We start from the raw sequence: 22764 nt of genomic DNA on the forward strand, positions 1-22764 counted from the left end.
TGGCTCCCTCGGTTCGCGGGGACGGCGGCAGGCGTCAGGCCGGCAGCGGATCCCGTTCCCCCGCCCAGACGTCCAGGGCCTCGGCCAGCGCCTCGAAGACCGGGTTCTCGAAGACGATGCGCAGCGGTGGCCGGGCGCCCAGGCGGTCCCCGAGCCAGCTCACGAGGTGGATCACGAGCAGGGAGTGGCCACCGACACGGAAGAAGTGCGAGGAACGGGTGAAGGCGTCGTGCCCCAGCACCTCCCGCCAGCCCTCGGCGAGCACCTTCCGTACGCCGTGCCCGTGGCCGGCCGGTGACGGACCGGCTCCGTCCCCGCCACCGTTGTGCTCCTCGCGCGGTTCCGGAGCCGCCCGCCGGGCGATGCGCTCCAGCGCGGCCCGGTCCGGCTTGCCGCCCGGCAGGCTGGGCAGGGTCTCCAGCCGCACCCACAGGGCGGGCAGCAAAGGGCCCGGAAGGCGCTCGGCCAGCAGCTCGGACACCCGCTCCGGCGGCAGGGAGCCGCCGCTGAAGAAGCCCACCAGGCGCGGCGCCAGGGGTCCCGATCCGTCGTGCACGACGGCGCACGGCAGGTCCCCGGTCACCTGGCGGGCTGCGGCCTCGATCTCCTCCAGTTCGATGCGGTGCCCGCGCAGCTTGACCTGGTTGTCCGCACGGCCCAGGAAGTACAGCTCCCCGTCGGGGCCGAGGTAGCCGCGGTCACCGGAGAAGTACGCGCGAAGTTCCTTCCCGCCCGGGCCCGGCAGGGTGGCGAAGCGGGCGGCCTGTGCCTTCGGCGCGTCCAGGTACCCGTCGGCGAGGGCGGGGCCGCAGACGGCGATCTCCCCGACCATGCCGGGCGGCAGCGGGCGGCGCAGCGCGTCCAGGACGTACACGGTGGTGCCGGGCAGCGGGCGCCCCAACGGCAGCTCCCCGAGCGGGTGGTGATCGTCCCGGGCACCGACCTCGTGCACGGTGGAGGTGACGGTGGCCTCGGTGATGCCGTACGCGTTCAGGACCCTGCCGCCGCCCAGCGCCTGGGCCGCATCGCACGCCGCGCCGGCGTGCAGCCGCTCACCGCCGAGCACCAGCAGACGCGGGCGCCACCGGCGCTGCCGGAAGCACCCGGTCAGCTCGCCGCGCACCGAAAGGAAGTAGCTGGTGGGCAGGTTGACCACGCTGACCTCGCGGGCCGCGGCCAGCGCGATGAGCTCCTCGGCGGAGGGGAGGTCCTTGCGGGGCAGCACCACGGCCCCTCCCGCGTGGAGGGTGGGCAGGATCTCCTCCAACGAGACGTCGAACCAGGGTTGTGCGAAGGCCAGGGCCCGGTCCTGGGAGGTGAGCTGGAACCGCCGGGTGATCGCCGTCAGGTAGTGGGCGAGGGCCGTACGGCCTACGGCCACCGCCTTGGGGCGGCCGGTCGAGCCGGAGGTGTGGATCACGTACGCGGCTCCCGGCAGCCGGCGCGCCTCACCCTGGCACCCGGCGTCCCGGCCCGTCTGCACGCGCAACGGCCGGGGCGCGGGCGATGCCGGTGGCGGTGGCGAAGGAATGGCGGCTGCCGGGGACCGGGGCGTGGCGTACGGGGACTGTCCGGGCACCTGGGTGTCCGCATGGCTCAGCACCACCTGCGGACGCAGCCGTTGCAGCGCCGCCGTACGGCGCGAGGGCGGGTCCTTCGGCGACAGCGGGCAGGCCACCGCCCCCATCCGCAGACACGCCAGCAGCGCCACGATCCAGTCGGTGCCCTTGGGCAGTACGCAGGCCACCAGGCCGCCCTCGCCGACGCCGTGGGCCCGCAGCACCCCGGTCAGGGCGACGATGCGCTGTTCGAGGGCGCCGTGGTCCAGCGTACGCAGTCCGGTGATCAGCGCGGGGCGGCGCGGGTCCCGGGCGGCGACCGTGCGCACCAGCCCCGTCAGGATCTCCTCGGCCTGCGCGGCGCACAGGTCTGCCGCCGCGGCGTCCGTAACCGTCGTGTCGTCCGGCGCCGTCGTGTCGTCCCGGGCCGTCCCGGGCTCCTCCCCGGTGGAGTCGCGCGGTGTGGCGTCGAGCAGGGCCAGGGGCGTCCCGGGCCGCTCCAGGTAGTCCCGTACGAGGGCGTCGAACCGGGTGTGCAGCGTGTGCACCGTGGCCTCGTCGAAGAGGTCGGCGTCGTACTCCCACAGCAGGGTCGCCCCGCCCTGGCCCGCGCGCGGGCCGACCGTACGCCGGGCGTCCGGCAGCAGTACGACGTCGAGGTCGAACCGTACGGTCCCGAAGTTCAGGCCCTCCTGTACGGTCACCTCCAGGCCGGGCACCTCGCCGTCAGGCAGCACCGCGTCGTGCGCGCTGAACATCGCCCGGAACAGCGGGTTCCTCAGATCCGCCGCGTATCTGCCCAGGGCCCGGGTGACCTCCTGGATGGGCGCGTCCGCGTGGGCCAGGCCACGGACCACGTCCTCGGCGACATCGTCGATCACCTCGCACGCCGGGCGTTCGGGGGCGGCCTCCAGCCTGACCGGGACGGTGTTGACGAACATGCCCACCGACTCCTCGAAGCCCTCCGGCCGGGTGTCCACGGCGGTGCCCAGCACCAGGCCCGGATCGGGGCTGTGCCGCCGCAGCAGCTCCCCGAAGAGCCCCAGCAGCGTCACGAACGGGGTGTGCCCCTGCTGCCGGCTGATCTCGCGCAGCCGGGTGGCCGTCGCCACGTCGAACGTACGGCGGAGCTGTGCGCCGCGCTCACCGCGGGCCGGGCCACGGGAGAGTCCCGGCAGCCGCAGTTCGGTGGTGGCGCCGTCCAGGGCTGCCGCCCAGTGCTCGACGCTCCGGCGCCGCTCCTCGGCGGGCCGCCGGCATGCGGGCAGCTCCAGGAACTCCTCGTACGGCCGGGTCGGCGGCAGCTCCGGAGGTTTGCCCGACAGATTCGCCGCGTAACAGGAGAACAGGTCGCGCAGCGCGACCGCGAAGGACCGCCCGTCGTGGATCAGGTGGTGCTCGGTGTGCAGAAGGCGGTGGTGCTCGGGGCCGAGGGTCACCAGGGTCCAGCGGATCAGCGGCGCTTCGTCGAGACGGAAGGGCGTGGTGGCGTGCCGGCGCAGCACCTCGTCGTAGCGTTCGCCGCCGACCGGTTCACCGGTGAGGTCGACGGTCGCGTACCGGGGCTCGCAGGACGGGAGGACCCGCTGCGTGGCGGGCGTGTGGTCGCCCGGCTCCAGTGCCAGCCGCAGACCGCTGTGGCGGGCGAGCAGTTGGGCCAGTGCGCGGCGCAGCGCGGCGGTATCGAGCCGGCCGCGCAGGTCGATGACGGCGGTGAAGTGGTAGGCGTGCCCGTCGGGGAACGCCTGCTCGTGGAACCAGACGATTTCCTGGGACGGGGAGAGCGGCAGCGGCACGGGACGGACTCCTTGGGTACGGCGGGGACTGCGGCGCGGTGACCGTGGCGCGGTGACCGTGCCGGGGGACTGAGGAGGACGACCGCGGTGGGGACCGTGGAGGAGGGACGTAGTGAAGAGGGGCTGTGGCGGTGTGGGGGTATGGGGCAGGGGGTCGTGGCGGGGAGCGGGCGGGACTCACCAGGTGACCGGAACGGCCTCCGGGGTACGCAGGATCAGGCCGTCGCGCCAGGACAGCCGTTCCGCGGGGACGGCCAGGCGCAGGCCGGACAGACGGGGGAGCAGCGCGGCCAGCGCGCAGTGGATCTGCAGACGGGCCAGTGCCGCGCCGGGGCAGTAGTGCTCGCCGTGCCCGAACGCCAGATGCTCGGCGTCCCGGCGCGTGACCTCCAGCCGGCCGGGCCGGGGGAAGGCGGCGGGGTCGTGGTCGGCGGCGTGCAGGGCCACCACCACCAGCTCGCCGGCGGCGACCGTGACACCGCCGATCCGTACGCGCTCGGTGGCGATCCGGGCGACACCCCGGTTCTCGATCAGCACGTACCGCAGGAGTTCCTCCACCGCCGCGGGCAGCAGCCGCGCGGGGTCCTGGGCCGTACGGCGGGCCTGCTCCGGGTGGCGCAGCAGGGCGACGGCGGCCAGCGCGAGAAAACTGATGAGGGTCTTGTACCCGACCACCAGCAACCCGGCCGCCACGTCCAGGAGTTCGTCCTCGGAGAAGGACCCGCGCTGTTCGTGGGCGGCGACCAGAGTGGTGAGCAGGCCGTCGCCGGGGTGGCGCCGCTCCCGGGCCACCGCCTGGGCCAGGTACCCGCGCAGACCCGCCCAACTTGCCGCGATCTCCCGCGGATCACGGCTGTTCATGCTGAACGCCACGTCGGACCAGTACGTCAGGTGCTCTTCGTCCGCGTACGGGGGCAGCCCGTTGCGGCCCGTCTCCAGACCCAGCACCCGGCACATCACCGCCAGCGGAAGCGGCGCCGCGTAATCGGCCACCAGGTTCCCCGGTGCGCCCCGCCGTATCATGGCCTCCAGCAGTCCTTCCGCCAGGCTTTCGAGCCACGGGCGGTGCACGGCGATCCGGCGCGGGCGCAGGTGCTGCAGCACCGCCTTGGCCTCGCCGGTCCGGCGCAGCAGCTCCATGCCGTTGAAGGCGTCGGGGGGCACGCTCGGGATCTGCTGGCGCGGCCCGCCGGGGGATGCGATCGCGCTCCGGCTGAAGCGGGCGTCCCCGAGCACGGCGCGGCATTCCTCGTAGCCGGTGACGAGCCAGGCGGGATCTCCTGTGGGCGTGGTGATCCGGGCGATGGGCCGCTCACGCAGCAGACGCTTGTACTCGGGCTCCAGTTCGAGCCCGCCTGAGGTGAAGGGATAGCCGATGACAGTCTCGGTACTGATGGCGTGCTCCGTATCGGGTTCGTGGGACGTACGTACGGAAGGCGCGTCGAAGCGGGACCGGCACAGGGAGCGCGCGTCCTACAAGGCTCCCGTTCACCGCGGGATGGCTGGGGTGATGCGTGTCTTCGCGAGCCGCAAAGCGGACACTGCCCGTCGGAAGGGTCGAAAAACCCGCCTCATTCCAAACCACCCGCCGGAATGAAAGGGAGGCTCACACGCTCCCCGCCCACGCCCCCAAGCCCCCAGCGCACGCCCCGCCTGAGGTCCCCGGGACACGCAGCGGCCCGCCGGATCACCGATCCGGCGGGCCGCCCGCCACCATGGGGTCAGGAACCGGTCAGCCGCACCTGCCGGCCGGCCGGGTGCGCGTCACGAGATTGCTGATGCCGGTGGTCGCGTCGAGCCACACCACCTGGCTCCCGGGCGCCGCGGCGGGGGAGAGCTGTTCGCCGCGGTTGCACGAGACCCGGCCCTTGCGTACGCCCTCACCCTGGGGCGCGCCGTCGGCCGCGAACTGCCAGAGCTTGGCCAGCGATTCGTTGTTCAGTCCGGGGCCGGGACCGGGACCGGGGACGCGGGCGCCGACGGTCACCGCGGTCTGGGAGGCCGTCAGGTCGGAGATGTTCAGCGCGTCCGGTCCGCTCTCCGGGCTGAGGTCCACCGCGTCGGAGCCGTCGAGCCCGGCGCGGCGCAGGGCGGTTCTCCCGTCGCCCGGTACCGCGTCCAGCAGCCAGAAGACGTGCTTGCCGGTGACGGCCGTCGGGCCCAGGCCCGTCTCCGCGGTGGCCTTCTGGACCACCCGGTCCTCGCCGGTGGCGACATCACGGAGCCGTGTGCTGTACGCGTACGTGGTGCCGCGCACCCGTCGCGTCTCCTGGTAGGCGATGCGACCCTGGTGCACCGACGGGAAGTACGTCCGCCAGTACCTGCCCCCGCCGATGCTCTGCGTGCGGGACGGGTCGCTGATCCGCAGATAGGTCACATAGCGGATGCCGCCGCGCGGCCTGGACTCGAACGTCACGATGTCACCGTCGACCGCCACCGAGGAACCGGCGCTCCGTCCGGACCACAGCTTCTTGACGGGACCGCCCGCCAGCGGCCTGGCCAGGATCTCCACGCGGCCGGGCCCGTACGCCTGCCACACCACGTACCTGCCGTCGGTGGCCGGATTGACGTGGAAGCGGCCGTCGTTGGGGCTCATCAGCTTGAGCTGTCCCTTGCCGTCGTTGCGCCCGGCCCACACGGAGTACGGCTCGGAGCCGTCCTCGTTGGACTTGGCGGCCACCCACCAGGCGCCGCCCGCGCCCAGGCGCGAATCGGCGGTGTTGACCCGGGCGAGCAGCACGTCGGAGTCCACGCCCAGGGCCAGTTCCCAGCCGGGCACGATGCCGTGGGCGTTGAAGGCCCGCTCCAGGGCCCTGAGGTCGTCCGGGCCGGCCGCGAGGGCTTTCGCGGCGGCGAGCACCGCGTTGCGGGCCTCGGTGAAGCCGTCGAGCGGGGTGAGGTACTCGCTGAGCGCCTTGTAGACGATCCTGTCGGTGAGCGTCGCGCCGAGGTCCTCGCGAGCGTCCCACAGCGCACCGCTGAAGATGGTGGAGTTCAGGTGCACGCCGCCGTTGTCGGTGCCGAAGCCCACACCGAGGAAGTGCTTGGCCGTGTTCCGCCCGTCGTTGAGGTCGCGGATGGCGCACTGGCGCGGCCCCTTGGTCCGGCAGAGCCTCTCGCCCAGCAGCCCCGAGTCCGGGTCCTCCACCGGGATGCCGTACACGTCCGACTCGACGGCGTTGCCGAAGTAGTCGGCGATCGCCTCGTCCAGGGCGCCGGACTGGCCCGCGTAGACCAGGCCCGCGGTGTGCTCGACGACGCCGTGCGTCATCTCGTGGCCGACGACGTCCAGGCCCGCGGCCAGCGGCCGGTACTCGGCGTCACCGTTGCCGTACACCATCTTCTGGCCGTCCCAGAAGGCGTTGACGAAGGGCAGCCCGAAGTCGCTGACACCCACCAGGGAGTGGATGGCCATGCCGTGGCCGTCCAGGCTGTCCCGGCCGTGCTTGCTCTTGTAGTAGTCGTAGACCTTTCCGGCGGCCCAGTGCGCGTCCACCGCCCCCGACTCGGTCGCATCGGTGCCGAAGGCCGGCGTGGGCGAGCTGAACTCCAGGAGGTCGGCGGGCCATTTGCCCAGCACGTCATCGACCCACTTGCCACGCGCGTCCCAGGTGTCCAGCACGTTGCCGCTGCTGTTCTGCATCCGGGAGTGATCGCGCATGACGTAGGCGTTGCGGCCCTCGTCGCGGGCTACCTGCAACTCGACGCTTCTCCCGTCGAGCTTCACCCCCGACCCCGGCACCCCGGGACCGGGCTGCGCGGCGCCTGGCTGCCGGTGCGTCACGCTCTCCTCGCCGGCCGTACCGGCCCTGGCGCTCGCCGGGATCCCGCCCGGTGTGCCGAACGTCTTGATACCGCTGTACTGGAGGACCGGATACCCTGCCCGCGCGTCGAGGTACACCTCGCGCAGCACCGGCTCGCCGCTCGCCGGATCCATGCCCCGTACGGTGACGTGCCGGGTGAGCACCCCCGCCCCGAGCGGCAGGACGACCAGCCCGTGCGAGGCGCCCGTCAGCGACGGCTCGCCTTCCTCGCCGGTACCGCCGTCCTTGCCCTTCCCACGCCCGGAGAACGCCTTCTTCTCCAGTTCCGCACGGACGGCGTCGACTGCCCGCTCGACGGCCACCGCTTCTGCGACCTCGGGCGTCGTGCCCGTCCGCAGCCCGGTGAAGTACTTGCCCGAGGTGCCCGTGACGACCCGGTCGCCGTCCTTCCGCTCCATCTGTACGACGTACTGGCCGCCCAGGACCGGCACGCCCCGGTACTTCTGCTGAAGCCGTACGGTCTCCCGGCCGCCGGCCGCCGTCGTGGTCCGCACCGGCGTCAGATCACGGCCCGGCGCAGGGATGTGGTACCGGTCCTGCCGGCCCGCCAGGTACGCGCGGGCCGCGCCCGCCGCGTTCCCCGCGTGTGGAGCCTGCTCCCGGATGCCCTCCACCAGCGCGGGCGTCGCCGTCTTCTGCCCCGGGATCACCTGCCCCGGACTCGGTGGCGCGGCCCCGTCCGCGGCCACCGCCGCACCGGCCGGGACCGCCGAAACGAGAAGTGCGGCGACGCCGATCAGCGCCGCCGCACCGGATATCCTCCTCCTCGGTGCTCTGGTCCTTGGTGCTCTGGATGCCCCCGCTCTCATCGAGCGCGCTCTGCTATGACGCACGTCTCGCTCTCCCCCTTCACGCCGTACCGGCGGCGGTCACCGCCGGGAGGCAGACCATGGAAGCGATGATGCGCCGCCGTATCAACGGGGCGGAGGTTCCCACGGGTGACTTCCGGCCTCGAAGTGATCCCTTTGCCGCCTCCCGCGGGCCCAGGGCCGGTCAGTCGGTCAGCCGGTCACCGAAGGGCCGAAGTCCGCGGGACCGGGTGACGGGCTGTCCGTGGGCGGGGCGTCGCAGGCCGCCGGGGTGAAGCCGGCATCGGTCAGTACGGCGGCGGCCACGCCCCGGCCGACCTGGGCGAGACCGATCAGCAGGTCGTCGCAGTCGATGAGCTGTGCGTCCGCGCGCTGTGCGTCCGCGCGCTGTGCGTCCGCGCGCTCCGACCGCGTCTCGGCCAAGGCCATCGCCTTGCGCGAGTAGGGGGTCCAGGCGATCCGCTCGGCCGCCTGGGAGGCGCCCGTGTTCAGCCGGTCGCCCACCGCCCGGTGGACCACCTCCGGTGAGATGCCGGCGGCCCGCAGGAGCCGGGTGGCGCTGTTGTCCTGTGCGGTGATCCCCCACAACAGGTGCTCGGTACCGATGTAGTTGTTGTGGTGCCGTACCGCAGCATGTTTCACGTGAATCATCGCCCGGCGCAGGTCCTCGGTCATCGTCCGGGGGCCGTAGCGCTTGTGCGGGGCGTGGAAGCGCTGCTGGACCGCCTGCCGGGACACCCCCAGTGCGGTTCCGATGTCCGTCCAGGAGCAGCCGTGCATCCGGCAGTGCTCGACATAGTCCTCGACCAAGTCGTCCGCCAGACTCTGGAGTTGGCCGGCCACCCGCGCGGCGTCCGTCAGCAGGGCGAGCCAGTCGGGCTGTTCCCCTCCGCCGGAGCGGTGCGCGGTGGCGCATCGCCGGTCGACTTCCGCGATGAGGTCGTCCAGGTCCGGGAGAGCCATAAGGCAAGTACGCCTTGACGCTTCCGCACTGTCAAGGGATGCCGCCGCGCGCGGGGTTCGGCGCGGTGCGCGAGGTGCGGTGCGACGGCCGGGGCGGCTTCGTGGTGCGGGGCGGCGCCCCAGGCGGGGGCTGAGCGCCCGCGTGTCACCGTAGCGTCGGCCGACCCGTGAGCCGGCCCCGGCCCTGCCGGGAAGGTCCGGCGGGGCCGAGGCCGGCGGGATCAGGCGTGTCGTCGGGCCCACCAGGGGGAGACGAGGGCGATGAGGACGGCTGCGATGCCGATCTGGAAGATGTGGCGGATCCAGTCGATACCGCCGGTGTCGCGCACGCCGAAGGCGGTGGCGAGTGCGTTGCCGGCGACGGCGCCGACCATACCCAGCAGGACGGTCAGCCACAGGGGGATGGGCTGACGTCCGGGGATGACGAGTTTGGCCAGCAGGCCGATGACGAGCCCCGCGATGATGGCCCACAAGAACGACACGTCGACTCCTTCCGTTCATGTTTCCCCTTCGGTATCACTGCGCGTGCCCGCCGGAGCCCGGCGTAAGCATCGTCCGGCACAGAGATCTTCGCGCTGGTCGATCCCGGTCGTCGCCGGTCATCAGCGGTCCACGGGCCGATTCCTCCGCCCGCCCGTCCGCACGTTTCTCCCGCCCCTCCTGTGCCCGTCCGTCCACCCGCCCGTCGACCGCCCGCGTATCGGCCGTCGGAGTGAAGTAGCGGCATGGTGCGAGTCACCGGCGTGTCGTGTGGGAGATATCCGTGCCGGGGGTGCCGAAGCGGCGCCTTCTTCGTCCGCTCGGCCCAGCGCGACGGTGTGCGGTGGGCGTGAAAGGAGCACGTAATGAGGTTCATACGGGCCACGTCGGCAGCCGTCCTCGTGGCGGCCGTCTCGGCGATGCCACTGATACCGGCGGCGCCGTCCGTGGCAGCGTCGGCCGGCGACCAGGACGCCACCTTCGTCAAGGCCGTGCACCAGGGCAATCTCGCCGAGATCGCCGCCGGGCAGGACGCGCGGCACAACGCCACGACCTCGTGCGTGAAGACGGTCGGCAAGGCCCTCGTACGCGACCACGGCAAGCTGGACGCGGACCTCAAGGCGTTGGCGCACAAGCTGGGCATCGCGCTGCCCGCCTCTCCGACCGAGGAACAGAAACAGGAACTGGCCGCGGCGCAGAGCAAGGCCAACACCTCCGCGTACGACGCGGCATGGCTCAAGACCCAGGACGCGGCGCACACCAAGACCCTGGCCCTGATCGACGACGAGCTGAAGGCCGGGAAGAACACGGAGGTCCAGGCAGCCGCCCGTGCGGCCCGGCCGGTGGTCTCGGCGCACCTGGACATGGTCCGCGGGGGCACCTGTCATGCGGCCAAGGACGCGGGCACGATCAAGGCCGGCGGCGGGGGGCAGTCCGCCGCGGCGCCGGTCGCCGCGCCGGTCGCCGGTGCGGTCGCCCTGGGCGGTGGCGGACTCCTCGTCGGCTTCGGGTCCGCGTGGCTGATCCGCGGCCGACGGGGTGGCGTACCGGGCCGTTGAGCCGAAGCCGGCCACCCGGCCGCGCCGTCGCCGCCGCCGTATGCGCTCTGGGCGCGGCGACGACGGCCGCCGGATGGGCGATGTTCGTCCTCCCGCGCCCTTCGGAGGACGCGGGTTTCGCCCCGTACCTCTCACGGGACGCGGGCTCCGTGCCCCCGGCGGCGGCGCCCGTCCCGGCACCGTCCGACGGTCCGGGCCCGGCCGTGCCGGAGGAGATACACGGACCGTACGGTTTCCGGGCCCGGCTGGTTCCGGTCGCCGCGGCGGCCGACGGTGTGCTGAACCTGCCTGCGGACGCCCGCGACGGCGCCTGGTGGGCGCTGGGCGCGCCGGCCGGCGCCGCCCGGGGCACCGTCCTGATCGCCGGTCACCTCGACACGCCCCGTACCGGCCCCACGGCGTTCGCCGCCCTGCACACCTTCGGCATGGGCACCCCGGTCGAGGTGACCGGAGCCAACGGCCGCACCTACCGCTATGTGATCACCGCCCGCCGCACCTACGCGCGGCAGGCTCTGCCACGTGACCTGTTCACCCGTGGCGGCTCCCCCAGACTCGCGCTGGTGACCTGCGCCGGCGCCTACAAGGGGGCGGCGCGCGGATACGACCACAACCTCGTGCTGTACGCCACCCGTGCCCCCACCACCGCCCCGCGCCCGCAGGAGAGCCCCGCGGCATGAACACACGGCAGTCCTGCGGACCGGACAACGGCACCACCACCCGCCGGTGTCCGGCCACCCGGGCGAAGCCTCGTCGCCGTCGGCGGGCGCCGGGGCGGGGCGCTGCCTCCTCGGGCACCGGTGATCCCGTGAGCAGGAGCGGGAGCTACTTTTTGCGCAGATCGGCCGCGACCGTATGGGCCCAGGCCCGGATCTGATCGAAGTCGCGCCAGTCGTGCGCCATACCCCGTTTGGCCATCGAACGGGCGAGACGGCCCTTGGGGTGCGGGTCGAGCCGGCCGCCGAAGGTGGTGTGGCCGCGCGCGGCGACGCGGGACATGGCACGCCGCACCGCCCGCGTGGGCGGGATCTCGCGCTCGGCGGCGGTGGCGTCCAGGGGGCCGCTGCTGAAGAACCACACCGGACGGTCGCGGAGCTGGGGTCCCAGCCTGCGGACGAGGCGGCGGGCGTCGCGCTGCCAGCGGCCGGCGTACAGACCGCCGCCCAGGACGACCGCGTCGTACGCCGACAGGTCCCCGACCTCCCCGGCCGGGCGGGCCTCGGCGGTCAGGCCCTCCTCTCTCAGCGTCGCAGCGATCTCCACGGCGATGCCCGCGGTTCCCTGGTTCGTCGAGCCGTAGGCGACGAGCACGTGCTGATCGGTCATGGTGGTGCGCCTCCGTTCATGCCGTGCGTGGGGTCAGATCTTGCGGAGCCATTCCTCGGCGATGCCGTGCAGGGCCTGCTCGGTGGGGCGCAGGTGGGAGTCGTCCTCCTGGTAGCCGAGCCGGTCGATGACGCTCACGACGCCGTCGACGCGCCCGGCCAGCCGTACCGCGATGGGGACCTCGCTGCGCCGTTGCAGCTTTCCGGTGAGGGTGACGACGCCGTCCTGGACGGTCACCTCGATGGTGTGCGGAGCGAGCCACAGCGTGCGTACGAGGACCTCTTCGACGATCTCGTCACGGATCTCCCGGTCCGGGCGGCGGAAGACGGACAGCAGGTCGCTGCGGGTGACGATGCCCATGAGCCGGCCCTCGTCGTCGACGACGGGCAGGCGTTCGACGCGGCGCCCCGCCATGGTGCGGGCCGCCTCGGTCACGGTCTGCCGGGGGCCGATCGTCACGGCGGGCGCGGACATCAGCTCCCGGGCCGTACGGCCGCGGACCTTGGCCTGCGCTCCGTGCACCCCGTGCATCGCGCGCATCCCGCGCGCCCCGCCGGAGCGCCGGGCGCGGGAGAACCAGTGGCGTGCGGCGCCTTCCTGGGCGGCCTGGCGGAGCAGCAGGTCGGTCTCGGAGACGACACCCAGGACCTTGTCGTCGTCGTCCACCACGGGTGCTCCGCCGATGCCGTGCTGTGCCAGCAGGTCGGCCACGTCCTTGAAGGAGGCGGCGGGGCCGGTCCTGACGACGTCGCGGTTCATGACTTGGTCGATCAGCCGGTGCTTCATGTCCTGTCTTCTTCCTGCGGGCCGGGTGACTGCGGTGTGGGGTGTGCGGTGCGCGGTGTGTGGTGTGCCGATGTGCTGTGCCGGCGCGCTCTGCGTCAGTCGACGGGTACCAAAACGACCGGGCAGTGAGCGTGGTGCAGCATCGCGTGGGTGACCGGCCCCAGTTGCAGGCCGACGCGGCGCGGGCGGCGGTGGACGGCCAGTACGGCCACGTCGGCGTGGTGGCTCGCCTCGACCAGGGCGCGCGCGGCCCCCTGGCAGACGGCCTCGGGGCGGACCTCGACGCCTGGGTACCGCTGCCGTACCGCCGCGGCCACGTGCTGGGGGACGGCTTCGGCGGCCTTGCGCAGATGCTCCAGCTCGTCCCAGGCCAGGTGGCAGGACGCGGCGTGCGAGCCCAGGGGCGCGGCCGGGTACTGCCAGGCGTGCAGCACGCGCAGGCCGGACCCCTGCCGCGCGGCCTCTTGGAAGGCGAAGTGCGCGGCGGCGGTGTCCGCGTCCGAGGCGATGCCGACCAGCACCCGGTGGTGCTGCCGGGGTCCACTCCGGCCGCGTACGACCATCAGCGGCGTGGTGCAGTGGGCCGCCACCCGCAGGCTCACCGAACCGAGCAGCAGACCCGTGAAGCCGCCGTGACCGCGGGTGCCGACGACGGTCAGTGCGGCGTCGCGGCCACAGCGCAGCAGTGCGCGCGCCGCGGACTGCGTGGTCAGGGACTCGCTGACGACCAGGTGCGCGGCGCGGGAGCGGACGCGCTCGGTGGCGCCGTCGATCATGCGGCGGGCGCTGCTGTAGAGCAGTTTGCCGGTGTCGTCGGTGACGCCGTAGTCGGGGAGCGGGTGCCTGCCCCACGGCCAGCCACAGATGATCTCCAGCGAGGTGCTGCGGCGTACGGCTTCGTCGGCGGCACGGTCCAGGGCGCGTACGGCGGGAGCGGAGCCGTCGAAGCCGACGACCACCCGGCCGGGGAAGGACATGGGTGCCGTTGCCATCGCGGATGCCTCCTTCAGCGGGCGCGCAGGCGGCGCAGATACGGGTCGTGCGCGGTGTGCGGCAGCAGCCGGACGCGGACGTCCAGGGGGAGGACCGCGTCCGGGCGGGCGAGGACGGGGTTGAGGTCGGCCTCGGCGAGCTGCGGGAGGTCGCACGCCATGCGGGACAGCCGCAGCAGGAGCTGTTCGAGACCGTCCAGGGCGACGGGGCGGCCGGTGCGGTGGCCGAACAGCAGCGGCGCGCACCGGGGAGCGGTGATCAGCGCGTGCACGTCCCGGTCCGTGAGGGGAGCCAGTCGGGCGCAGTGGTCGGCCAGGACCTCGGTGGCGGTGCCGCCGAGCCCGAAGAGCACCAGCGGCCCGAACACCTGGTCCTGGACGAGACCCGCGACCAGTTCCACGCCCCGGCCGGCCATCGGCTGGAGCACGGCCCCGGTCATCACCTCACCGAAGCGCCCGGCCAGCTCCGTATAGGCGGCGCGGACCGGTCCGGCTCCCTCCAGGTCCAGGCGCAGCGCCCCCACGTCGGTCTTGTGCAGCAGCCCGGGCCAGTACGCCTTGAGCGCCATCCGCCCGCCGCCGAGCCGCTCGGCCGCGGCCACCGCCGCGTCGGCGTCGGTGACCCACTCCCAGGGCGGCTGCCGGATGCCGTACGCGTCCAGCAGGGCCCCGCACAGCCGGGGTCCGGCCCAGCCGCCGTCCGGACGGCGGGCCAGGAAGCCGGCCACGAGCGCCTCGGCCGTCGCGGTGTCCACGCCGTCGAGCACGGGGACGGTGCCCAGTGGTTCGGCGCGCCAGTGGGCGTAGGAGACGGCGTGGGCCAGCGCGCGGGCGGCGTCCGACGGTTCGGCGTAGGCCGGGACGGCGGTGCCGCCTTGCTGGAGGAGCCGTACCGGCACGTCCTGGTCGAGCAGGGCCGCGGCGACCGGGCGGCTCCTGACCCCGGCCGACGGGCCCAGGGCCCGCGCCGGGTCGTCCCCGGTCGCCGCGGACAGGGCGGTGGGCACCAGCACCACCAGGACGGCGTCCACGGCGCCGTGCCGGGTCAGCAGGTCCAGGCAGGCCGCCAACCGCGTACCGGAGACGGCCGCGGTGGTGTCCACCGGGTTGACGGCCCGGGCGCCGGCGGGCAGCACGTCCAGCAGTTCGCGCACCAGTGGCGCCGGCAGCTCGGGGACACCGAGCCCGGCCTCGGCGCACGCGTCGGCGGCAAGGACGGCCGCGCCGCCCGCGTTGCTGACCACCGCGGTGCGCGGGCCGGCCGGCAGCGGCTGGGAACGCAGCAGGGCGGCGGTGGCCACGAGGTCACCGATGCTGTCGGTGGCGATGATCCCGGCCTGGGTGAACAGCGCCCGGCGGGTCATGGTGGGGGTGGCGACGGCCGCGCTGTGCGAGGCGGCGGCCCGGCGGCCGGCCGGTGACCGGCCCGCGTCGACCGTCAGTACGGGCATCGTGCGCGCCACCCGGCGGGCGGTGCGGGAGAAGGCGCGCGGGTTGCCGAAGGACTCCAGATGCAGCAGCGCCAGATCGGTGACGCCGTCGCTCTCCCACCACTGCAACAGGTCGTTGCCGCTGACGTCGTACTTGTCGCCGAGCGAGACGAAGGAGGACACGCCGATGCCGAGCCGGGCGAGCGCGGAGAGCAGGGCGATGCCCACGCCGCCCGACTGCACGGCGATCCCGGCGGTGCCCGCGGCGGGCGGGGCCGCGGCGAACGTGGCGTCCAGCCGTACCGCCTGCTCGGTGTTGGCCAGGCCCAGGCAGTTGGGCCCCACCAGCCGCATCCCGTGCGCCCGGCAGGCGGCCAGCAGCCCCGCCGCCTGGCCGCCGTCCAGCCCGGAGGACAGGACGAGCAGCGCCTTCACCCCGCGCTTGCCGCACTGTTCGGCGACGTCGGGCACGGCCGGCGCGGGGACGGCCAGGACCGCCAGGTCGGGCACCACCGGTACCTGCTCGATGGAGGGGTAGGACGGCACGGTGCCGACGGTGTCGCCGGCGTGCGGGTTCACGGCGGTGAGCCCCCCGGTGAAGCCGTACGCGCGGATGTTGGTGAGCAGCGCGTGGCCCACCGACGAGGGCGAGCGTCCGGCGCCGACCACGGCGATCGAGGCGGGCCGCAGCAGCGGTTGGAGGCTGGCCACGTCGGCGGTGCGCCCCCGGGCGTCCACGGCGCTCAAATACCGTTCGTCCTCCGCGAGTTCGATGGTGCAGTGCACTTCCGGCCCGTCGAAGCGCCGCGCGGTGCGCAGCCCCAGGTCGGAGATCACCTTCAGCATCGGGCGGTTCTCGGTCAGGGCGTCGGCGGTGAAGGAACCGATGCCCGTCGCCCGGGCGGCGTGTGCCAGGTGTTCCAGGAGCAGGGTTCCGATGCCGTGGCTGTGCCAGGCGTCGGCGACCGCCAGGCCGATCTCCGCGCGGGCCGGATCACGGGACGAGCGGTGGAACTCGGCGGTGCCCGTGACCTCGTCCCCCACCAGTGCCAGCAGTGCCTGGTCACCGGGGCCCGCCGCGGAGCTGATGCGGTCCGCCGCCACTTCGGCGGAGCGTGTCCCCACGGTGAAGAACCGCAGCCGCAGGTTCTGCGGGGACATGCCGGCGAACAGGCGGTACACCCGGTCGCGGTCCTCCGGGCCGGCGGGCCGTATGCAGACCGTGGTGCCGTCGGACAGCAGTGCGTGCGCACTGCTCCTGCCGGTGCTGCCGGTGCTGCCGGTGCTGCCGGTCCTGCCGGGCCGCTCGGTGCTCGTCATGACAGCTCCTCGGAACGCAAGGGGGCGCGCCTGGCTTCCAGCGTCCGCCGCCCGCCCGGGGCGCCCCATGGGCCGTACGGCCCGGGCGGGGGCCGTAGGGCCCCGGACGCTGCCGCCGGTCCCTGCGGTTCTTCCGCTTCTTCTACTGCTTCCTCTGCTGTCTTTGCTGCCTCTGGTTCTCCTGCCTCCTCCGGTTCCTCGGCGGGCAGCGGTTCGCCCAGCTCACCCGCCACCGCGTCCGACATCGCCCGCAGGACGTCCAGCGTGCGGGCCGCCTCCGCCTCGTCCACGGTGGTGATGGCGAAGCCGACGTGGACCACGACGTAGTCGCCGACGGCGGCGTGCGGCGTGTACTCCAGGCACGCCTCCCGCCGTACGCCCGCGAAGTCCACGCGGGCCATGCGCAGCCCGTCGCTGTCGTACGTCCGCAGAACCCGGCCGGGGATTCCCAGGCACATCGCTGTCAGCCCCCTTTCAGGCGGGCCGCGGCGACGGCCGCCTGTCCGTAACTGATCCCGCCGTCCCCCACGGGCACGGCGCTGCCCACCAGCACCCGCAGCCCCTGCGCGCGCAGCAGCCGCCGTACGTCCGTGAGCAGGCGGCGGTTGACGAAGCAGCCGCCCGCCAGGCAGACGGTGCGCGGGGCGCCGCCGGTGACGGCCCGCTCGACCAGCGCCGCGGTGACCTCGGCGACCGTCGAGTGGAAGGCCGCGGCCAGCAGCGGTACGGGCGTGCGGCCGGCGAGTTCGCCGAGCAGCGCGGTGAGGGTGGGCCGGGGATCGTAGACCCACAGGCCGTCACCGCGTACCACGCGCCAGGGCAGGGCCGGGCGGCGTGCGGTGCCCGCGGCGTTCTCCAGCGCGGCGGCGGCCTGCCCCTCGTAGGAGATCTCGCCGGACAGCCCGAGCAGGGCGGCCACGGCGTCGAAGAGCCGGCCGGCGCTGGAGGCGCGCGGGCAGTTCAGGCGACGGCGGATCATGGTGCGTACGGTCATGGCCTCGCGCGGGTCCAGCCGCGCGGTGAACTCCCGGGCGGACGCCGCCAGTTCAGGGGGAGAAGGTGACTTCCCGAGGATTTCCGTTCCGTACAGATAACCCAGCGCCATCCGGTCCGGGTGGCGTACCGCGGCCTCGCCGCCGGGCAGCGGCGCGGTGGCGAAGCGGCCCACGCGGCGGTAGGCGGTGTAGTCGGCTACCAGGATCTCCGCGCCCCACAGCGTGCCGTCGTCCCCCAGGCCCAGGCCGTCGTAGGCGACTCCCAGGAACGGTCCGCGCAGCCGGTGTTCGGCCGCGCAGGCGGCGATGTGGGCGTGGTGGTGCTGGACCGCGACGCGCCGGCCGGGCGGCAGCAGGGCCGCCGCCCACTGGGTGGACAGGTAGCCGGGGTGCAGGTCATGGGCCACGGCCTGTGGTGTGACGCCGGTCAGTGCCACCAGATCGGCGTAGGAACGTTCGAACGCCGCCAGCGTGCGGGCGTCGGACAGGTCTCCCGTGTGCGGCCCCGTCACGGCCCGCCTGCCGTCCGCCACCGTCACGGTGTGCTTGCTCTGCGCCCCGGCCCCCACGAGCGGCACAGGGGCAGGCACCGGGAGCGGCAGCGGCGCGGGGGCGTACCCGCGGGCCCGCCGGATGGTCAGCACCCGTCCCCGTACGGCTTGCGTCACCGAGTCGTCGTAGCGGGCGGCGATCGGCCGGTTGTGCGCGAGGAAGCCGTCGGCGATCCGCGCGAGCCGTTCGCGGGCCTCGGCGTCGTCGCTCGCCAGGGGTTCCCCGGCGAGATTGCCGCTGGTGACCACCAGCGGCCGGCCGAGGTCACGCAGCAGGAGGTGGTGGAGTCCGGTCGTGGGCAGGAAGAGACCGATGCGTCCGGTGCCGGGGTGTACGGCCGCGCTGACCGCCCGGCCGCAGGAGTGGCCGGCGATCAGCACCACGGGCCGGGCGGGCGAGGTGAGCAGCCGCTCCTCGGTAGGGGTGGGGTGGCCGGCCCGGTGCGCCGCGGCCAGGTCCTCGACCATCACGGCGAGCGGCTTGTGCGGCCGGTGTTTGCGCCGCCGCAGACGCTCGACGGCGTCCGTCCGCCGTGCGTCACAGACCAGTTGGTAGCCTCCCAGGCCCTTGACCGCCACGATGCCCCCGGCAGCGATCAGCGCTTCGGCGGCCCTGAGTGCGACCGGGCCGGTGGTGTCCCCTTGGGCCGGGTGCCAGGCCAGCCGGGGGCCGCAGGCCGGGCAGGCCAGCGGCTCCGCGTGGAAGCGCCGGTCACCGGGATCGCGGTACTCGGCCGAGCACGCCGGGCACAGCGGGAAGAAACGCATCGTCGTCCGTGGCCGGTCGTAGGGCAGGCCCGTGATCACGGTGGCGCGCGGGCCGCAGTCCGTACAGTTGATGAACGGGTAGCGGTAGCGGCGGTCGCGCGGGTCGAACAGCTCGGCCAGGCAGGCGGCGCAGGTCGCCGCGTCCGGCGGGATCTCGTGCGGCGCCCGCCGGCGGTGGCCGGTGACGCTGGGGCGTACGGCGAACCCGGACCCACGGGCCGGGAGTTCCGGTACCTCGCAGGAGGCCCGCACGCTCCGTACGCGGGACAACGCGGGGGCGCGGGATTGGAGCCGGTCGGCGAACCGGCGCAGTGCCGCGGTGCTTCCCGCGGTGTCGATGACGACATGGCCGTCGACGTTGCGGACCCAGCCGTCCAGGCCCAGGTCCGAGGCGAGCCGCTGTACGAACGGGCGGAAACCGACGCCCTGGACCGTGCCGTACACCTCGAAGCGCCGGGCCTGCCTGCCGGTCCCCACGGTCCTCAGCCGCCCGCCGGACCGCGCCCGTCACCGCGGGCACGGGCCTGACCGTGACGTGCCCGGGCGTCGCGGTGCCGGACGATCTCCGCCTCCACGGCGTCGGCGAGCCGGTCGACCGTCCCGGCGACGGCGGGCGTCAGACCGGTGCCCAGGGAACGGTCCGCTCCCTCGACCGCCAGGACGACGAGCCGGCCCGGCAGGCGGCCGAGGGCGTCGGAGAGCTGGACGGCCTCGCCCAGGCCGAGGCCGTGCGAACTGGCCGCCGCCGGGCGGGCGTAGCGCCCGGGGTGGTCGAGGCGGTGGACGCGCCCGGGGCGGCCGGGATGGGCGTGGGCCGCGTCCACCACCACCGCGAGTTCCGTGCCCTCCCACAGCGACATCAGCCGCCCTGGATCACCGTCGCAGTCGGCGAGGGTGACCGACGGGGGCAGCGGGCGGTGCCGGGTCCGTTCGCGCAGCCGCCGTACGACGGCCGGCCCGATGCCGTCGTCGTGACGGAAGGTGTTGCCGACGCCGATCACGGCGATCCGGGGGGCCTGCGTCACTGGTCTCTCCTGTCACCAGGCACGGTCGGTGCGACCGCGTCCGGGGACCACCGGCCCCGGGACGGGCCGTCACCGTCAGGGTGCCGCGGTTCCCGCCGCCCCGGCGTGGGGCCGAACGGCCCTCGCCACGACCCGAACCGCACCTGTCCGCCCGGCTTCCCGCGGCGCACCGTGCGTAGGGAAGGCCGTGCGCGGCGAGGGACCGTGCGCAGGGACGGACCGTGGACCATTCCCCGGAGGTGGAACATGCCGCAGTCGCCTGTAGTGGTGGGTGTCGACGGTTCGGAGGCGAGCATGCGGGCCGTGGAGTGGGCCGCGCGGGAAGCCCGGTTGCGGGAACTGCCGCTGCGCCTGGTCCACGCGTCCTTCTGGGAGCGCTACGAAGGGGCCGCCGCGGAATCCGGCGTACGGTCCTCGGAAAGCCTGGCGCAAGAGCGGCTGCTGGACGATGCGGCCGAACAGGCCGCCCGGTGGACGCCCGGCCTGGAGGTGACCTCCTGCGTGGCGCCGGACGATCCGGTCGCGGCGCTGGTCACCGAGGCGCACCGGGCCACGATGCTCGTCGTCGGGCACCGGGGCCGCGGTGATCTGGCCTCCGTGCTGCTGGGGTCGGTGAGCATGGGGGTGGCGGCACGCGCGCGGTGCCCGGTGGTCGTGGTACGGGGAGAAGGCGGCGGGGGCGCAGAGGCGGCCGGCACCTGGGCGGTCCCCAGGGGGCGCGTGGTCGTCGGAATCGGTGAGAAGTCTCCGTGCGACGCTCCGGTGGGCTTCGCCTACGCCGAGGCGGCGCTGCGTCACGGCGAGGTCGTGGCCGTCCACGCCTGGCGGTGCGCCGGCAGCGACCTGCCCGAAGAGAGCGGACCGCACAACAGCCGGCGCGCCGAACACGCCCGGCGCGCGGCGGAGATCCTCGATGACGCGCTGTGCTCCGCGACTTGTGCGCATCCGGACGTTCCCCTGGTCAGCCGGCCTGCCGAAGGCAGCCCCCGGGAGACTCTCCTCGCCCTCTCCGCCACCGCCGATCTCCTGGTGATCGGTGCCGGACGGCGCCGGCACGCCCACGGCCTGCCCCTGGGCCCGGTCAGCCACGCCGTGCTCCACCACGCCCGGTGCCCGGTGGCCGTGGTGCCGCACGCCTGAGCCACCACGGGGAACCGCGTACGCCAGGAGGCCGTGCCGCGTCACGAAGCTTCCCGCGCCGGGGGCGCCTGATATCAGCGACCTCCTCACATCACGGACCACCTCGCGTCAGGGGACTCCCCGCCGTCCTCGCCCCCGGACTACCCTGCCCCGCAGGACGTCCGGGGGTGGAAGCCATGACGGACACGGGTGGGGACAGCGCGCGGCCGGTTACTGCGTCGCTGCCGCAACTGCGCCTGGACGAGCTGCTGGAGGAGCTCCAGTCCCGGCTGGATGCCGCGCGAGTCGTCCAGAGCCGTATGCACAGCCTCCTGGAGGCGGTCCTGGGCGTCGGCCGTGAACTGGACCTCTCCCAGGTGCTGCGGCACATCGTGCAGGCCGCGATGACCCTCACCGACGCCGAGTACGGAGCGCTCGGGACGGTCGGCCAGGGCCCGTACCTGTCCGGCTTCCTGCCGGTGGGCATGACGGACGAACTGATCGCCCGGATCGGTCCCTTCCCGCAAGGGCACGGAATCCTCGGTGAGCTGATCCGGCACCCCGAGCCCCTCCGGCTCGCCGACCTGACCCGGCATCCGGCCAGCCACGGCTTTCCCGCGCACCATCCGCCGATGCGCAGCTTCCTGGGCGTACCGGTGCGCGTACGGGGCGAGGTGTTCGGCAACTTGTACCTCACGGAGAAACGCGGCGGCGCGCTCTTCGACGCCGACGACGAAGCGGTCCTGACCACGCTGTCGGTCGCGGCGGGGGTGGCCATCGACAACGCGCGCCTGTACCACGGGAGCCTGCGCCGTGAACGACGTCTGGAAGCCCTCGGCGAGGTCACCCGCAGCCTGCTGAGCGGGACCGGCGTGGCCGAGGTCCTGGCACTGATCGCCCGGCGTGCCCTGGAGGTCGCCGACGCCGACTTCGCCGCCGTGCTGCTGCCGGTACCCGGCTCCGACGGCCTGGTCGTCGAGGTGGCCCACGGCGAAGGGGCCACCGCCATGGCCGGGGTGGTCATCCCCTCCCAGGGGTCACTGGCCGGACTGGCGGCGAGCACCGGGAAACCCGTCGCCACCACGGACGTCCGCGCCGACCCGCGGGCCCATGCCCTCCCCGACTCCGGAGGGGGCCACGGGCCGGTGGTCGCCGTGCCGCTGCCGCTCGACGACCGTGCCGCGGGCGCCCTGCGGCTGAGCCGGCTGGCCGGCCGTCCCCCGTTCGACGACAGTGACGTGGAACTCCTCTCCGGATTCTCCGAGCAGGCGGCGCTCGCTCTCGAACTCGGCCGCCACCGCCGGGAGTCCGAGCAGGTCGCGCTGTTGCACGACCGCGACCGCATCGCCCGTGACCTGCATGACCTGGCCATCCAGCGGCTGTTCGCCACCGGCATGTCGCTGCAGAGCGTCGGCCGGCTCATCGACCGTCCCGAAGCGGCCGACCGGGTCGGCCGGGCCGTGGACGACCTGGACGAGACCATCAAGATCATCCGGTCCACCATCTTCGAACTGCGCACCGACCGCGACCACCAGGAGCGGCAGGGGCGGCCGGGACTGCGCCGCCGGATCGCAGGGGTGGTGACGGCCGCGGCCGAAGCCCTCGGTTTCGCCCCGTCCCTGAAGATGGACGGCCGTATCGACACCGATGTGCCGGCGGCGGCCGGTGACCACATCCTGGCGGTGCTCGCCGAGGCCCTGAGCAACATCGCCCGGCACGCGCACGCCCGGCACGCGGACGTCACCCTCGGCGTCGGTGACGAGATCGTCCTGACGGTCACCGACGACGGGGTCGGCGTCACCGGCAGCGCCCCCGGCGGCGGACTGGTCAACATGCGGCAGCGGGCCGCGCTCCTGGGCGGAACGGCTCGGATCGAGGACCGCCGGCGGAGCGGGACGAGCGGAACCCGGGTGGTGTGGCGGGTTCCGCTGTCTCCCTCCTGAGGCCGCTCAGCTCACCACCGCTC

General features: G+C 73.9%; 15 protein-coding genes and 1 pseudogene. 4 read left to right on the forward strand and 12 right to left on the reverse strand.

The genetic code is table 11. From position 1 onward, the window contains the following. Positions 1 to 34 precede the first annotated feature (34 nt). From KGS77_RS32725 to KGS77_RS32745, 5 genes are all read right to left on the reverse strand, one after another. Positions 35 to 3355, reverse strand: coding sequence for an amino acid adenylation domain-containing protein (locus tag KGS77_RS32725; RefSeq protein ID WP_242586934.1), 3321 nt, complete (start codon positions 3353 to 3355; stop codon positions 35 to 37). A 177-nt stretch (positions 3356 to 3532) separates the two neighbouring features. Continuing rightward, a complete protein-coding gene (locus KGS77_RS32730; protein ID WP_242586935.1) occupies positions 3533 to 4591 on the reverse strand; it encodes a cytochrome P450 in 1059 nt (352 codons plus the stop codon). 496 nt (positions 4592 to 5087) lie between these two features. Then, positions 5088 to 7988: a M4 family metallopeptidase gene (locus KGS77_RS32735; RefSeq protein ID WP_242586936.1), complete on the reverse strand. Its 2901-nt coding sequence runs from the start codon at positions 7986 to 7988 to the stop codon at positions 5088 to 5090. A gap of 192 nt (positions 7989 to 8180) precedes the next feature. Beyond that, positions 8181 to 8951, reverse strand: coding sequence for a Clp protease N-terminal domain-containing protein (locus tag KGS77_RS32740; protein ID WP_242586937.1), 771 nt, complete (start codon positions 8949 to 8951; stop codon positions 8181 to 8183). Positions 8952 to 9172: 221 nt separating this feature from the next. Beyond that, entirely contained in the window at positions 9173 to 9433 is a 261-nt protein-coding gene (locus KGS77_RS32745; RefSeq protein ID WP_242586938.1) for a GlsB/YeaQ/YmgE family stress response membrane protein, read from the reverse strand. 363 nt (positions 9434 to 9796) lie between these two features. Here KGS77_RS32745 and KGS77_RS32750 point away from each other — a divergent pair, with 363 nt between their 5' ends. Both KGS77_RS32750 and KGS77_RS32755 read left to right on the forward strand, forming a co-directional pair. Beyond that, the gene (locus KGS77_RS32750) at positions 9797 to 10489 is read left to right on the forward strand and encodes a DUF4142 domain-containing protein (RefSeq protein ID WP_242586939.1); all 693 of its coding nucleotides are present in this window, start codon (positions 9797 to 9799) and stop codon (positions 10487 to 10489) included. Then, positions 10486 to 11166 carry a class F sortase gene (locus tag KGS77_RS32755; protein WP_242586940.1) on the forward strand — a complete coding sequence of 227 codons (681 nt, stop codon included), beginning with the start codon at positions 10486 to 10488 and terminating at the stop codon, positions 11164 to 11166. Before KGS77_RS32750 ends, KGS77_RS32755 begins: the two co-directional genes overlap by 4 nt. A gap of 145 nt (positions 11167 to 11311) precedes the next feature. Here the strand turns inward: KGS77_RS32755 and KGS77_RS32760 are convergent, their stop codons facing one another. The 7 genes and pseudogenes from KGS77_RS32760 to KGS77_RS32790 all read right to left on the reverse strand — a co-directional run bounded on the left by KGS77_RS32760 (position 11312) and on the right by KGS77_RS32790 (position 19679). Then, a complete protein-coding gene (locus KGS77_RS32760; protein WP_242586941.1) occupies positions 11312 to 11812 on the reverse strand; it encodes a flavodoxin domain-containing protein in 501 nt (166 codons plus the stop codon). 33 nt (positions 11813 to 11845) lie between these two features. Further along, positions 11846 to 12598 (reverse strand): CBS domain-containing protein, encoded by a 753-nt coding sequence (locus KGS77_RS32765; protein ID WP_242586942.1) that lies wholly within the window; start codon positions 12596 to 12598, stop codon positions 11846 to 11848. A gap of 95 nt (positions 12599 to 12693) precedes the next feature. Further along, positions 12694 to 13590 (reverse strand): universal stress protein, encoded by an 897-nt coding sequence (locus KGS77_RS32770; protein WP_242586943.1) that lies wholly within the window; start codon positions 13588 to 13590, stop codon positions 12694 to 12696. A 14-nt stretch (positions 13591 to 13604) separates the two neighbouring features. Continuing rightward, entirely contained in the window at positions 13605 to 16340 is a 2736-nt protein-coding gene (locus KGS77_RS32775; RefSeq protein WP_242586944.1) for a GNAT family N-acetyltransferase, read from the reverse strand. A gap of 203 nt (positions 16341 to 16543) precedes the next feature. Beyond that, positions 16544 to 16798, reverse strand: a pseudogene (locus KGS77_RS32780) (HypC/HybG/HupF family hydrogenase formation chaperone); the annotation flags it as partial. Between the two features lie 5 nt (positions 16799 to 16803). Beyond that, positions 16804 to 19131 (reverse strand): carbamoyltransferase HypF, encoded by a 2328-nt coding sequence (gene hypF, locus KGS77_RS32785; RefSeq protein WP_242586945.1) that lies wholly within the window; start codon positions 19129 to 19131, stop codon positions 16804 to 16806. A gap of 5 nt (positions 19132 to 19136) precedes the next feature. Beyond that, a complete protein-coding gene (locus KGS77_RS32790; protein ID WP_242586946.1) occupies positions 19137 to 19679 on the reverse strand; it encodes a hydrogenase maturation protease in 543 nt (180 codons plus the stop codon). Positions 19680 to 19925: 246 nt separating this feature from the next. Here KGS77_RS32790 and KGS77_RS32795 point away from each other — a divergent pair, with 246 nt between their 5' ends. Together KGS77_RS32795 and KGS77_RS32800 are read left to right on the forward strand one after the other, a co-directional pair. Continuing rightward, a complete protein-coding gene (locus KGS77_RS32795) occupies positions 19926 to 20819 on the forward strand; it encodes a universal stress protein (protein ID WP_242586947.1) in 894 nt (297 codons plus the stop codon). Between the two features lie 176 nt (positions 20820 to 20995). Then, the gene (locus tag KGS77_RS32800) at positions 20996 to 22741 is read left to right on the forward strand and encodes a GAF domain-containing sensor histidine kinase (protein WP_242586948.1); all 1746 of its coding nucleotides are present in this window, start codon (positions 20996 to 20998) and stop codon (positions 22739 to 22741) included. Positions 22742 to 22764: the final 23 nt, after the last annotated feature.

This window comes from Streptomyces sp. MST-110588 (genome assembly GCF_022695595.1).
Taxonomy (GTDB): Bacteria; Actinomycetota; Actinomycetes; order Streptomycetales; family Streptomycetaceae; genus Streptomyces.

Bases quoted from the DNA above. Each gene is read 5' to 3' on its own strand.
- KGS77_RS32800 (WP_242586948.1), top strand. From the start codon at position 20,996: ATGACGGACACGGGTGGGGACAGCGCGCGGCCGGTTACTGCGTCGCTG.
- KGS77_RS32760 (WP_242586941.1), bottom strand. From the start codon at position 11,812: ATGACCGATCAGCACGTGCTCGTCGCCTACGGCTCGACGAACCAGGGA.
- KGS77_RS32750 (WP_242586939.1), top strand. From the start codon at position 9,797: ATGAGGTTCATACGGGCCACGTCGGCAGCCGTCCTCGTGGCGGCCGTC.
- KGS77_RS32765 (WP_242586942.1), bottom strand. From the start codon at position 12,598: ATGAAGCACCGGCTGATCGACCAAGTCATGAACCGCGACGTCGTCAGG.
- KGS77_RS32735 (WP_242586936.1), bottom strand. From the start codon at position 7,988: ATGAGAGCGGGGGCATCCAGAGCACCAAGGACCAGAGCACCGAGGAGG.
- KGS77_RS32775 (WP_242586944.1), bottom strand. From the start codon at position 16,340: ATGACGAGCACCGAGCGGCCCGGCAGGACCGGCAGCACCGGCAGCACC.
- KGS77_RS32740 (WP_242586937.1), bottom strand. From the start codon at position 8,951: ATGGCTCTCCCGGACCTGGACGACCTCATCGCGGAAGTCGACCGGCGA.
- KGS77_RS32795 (WP_242586947.1), top strand. From the start codon at position 19,926: ATGCCGCAGTCGCCTGTAGTGGTGGGTGTCGACGGTTCGGAGGCGAGC.
- KGS77_RS32770 (WP_242586943.1), bottom strand. From the start codon at position 13,590: ATGGCAACGGCACCCATGTCCTTCCCCGGCCGGGTGGTCGTCGGCTTC.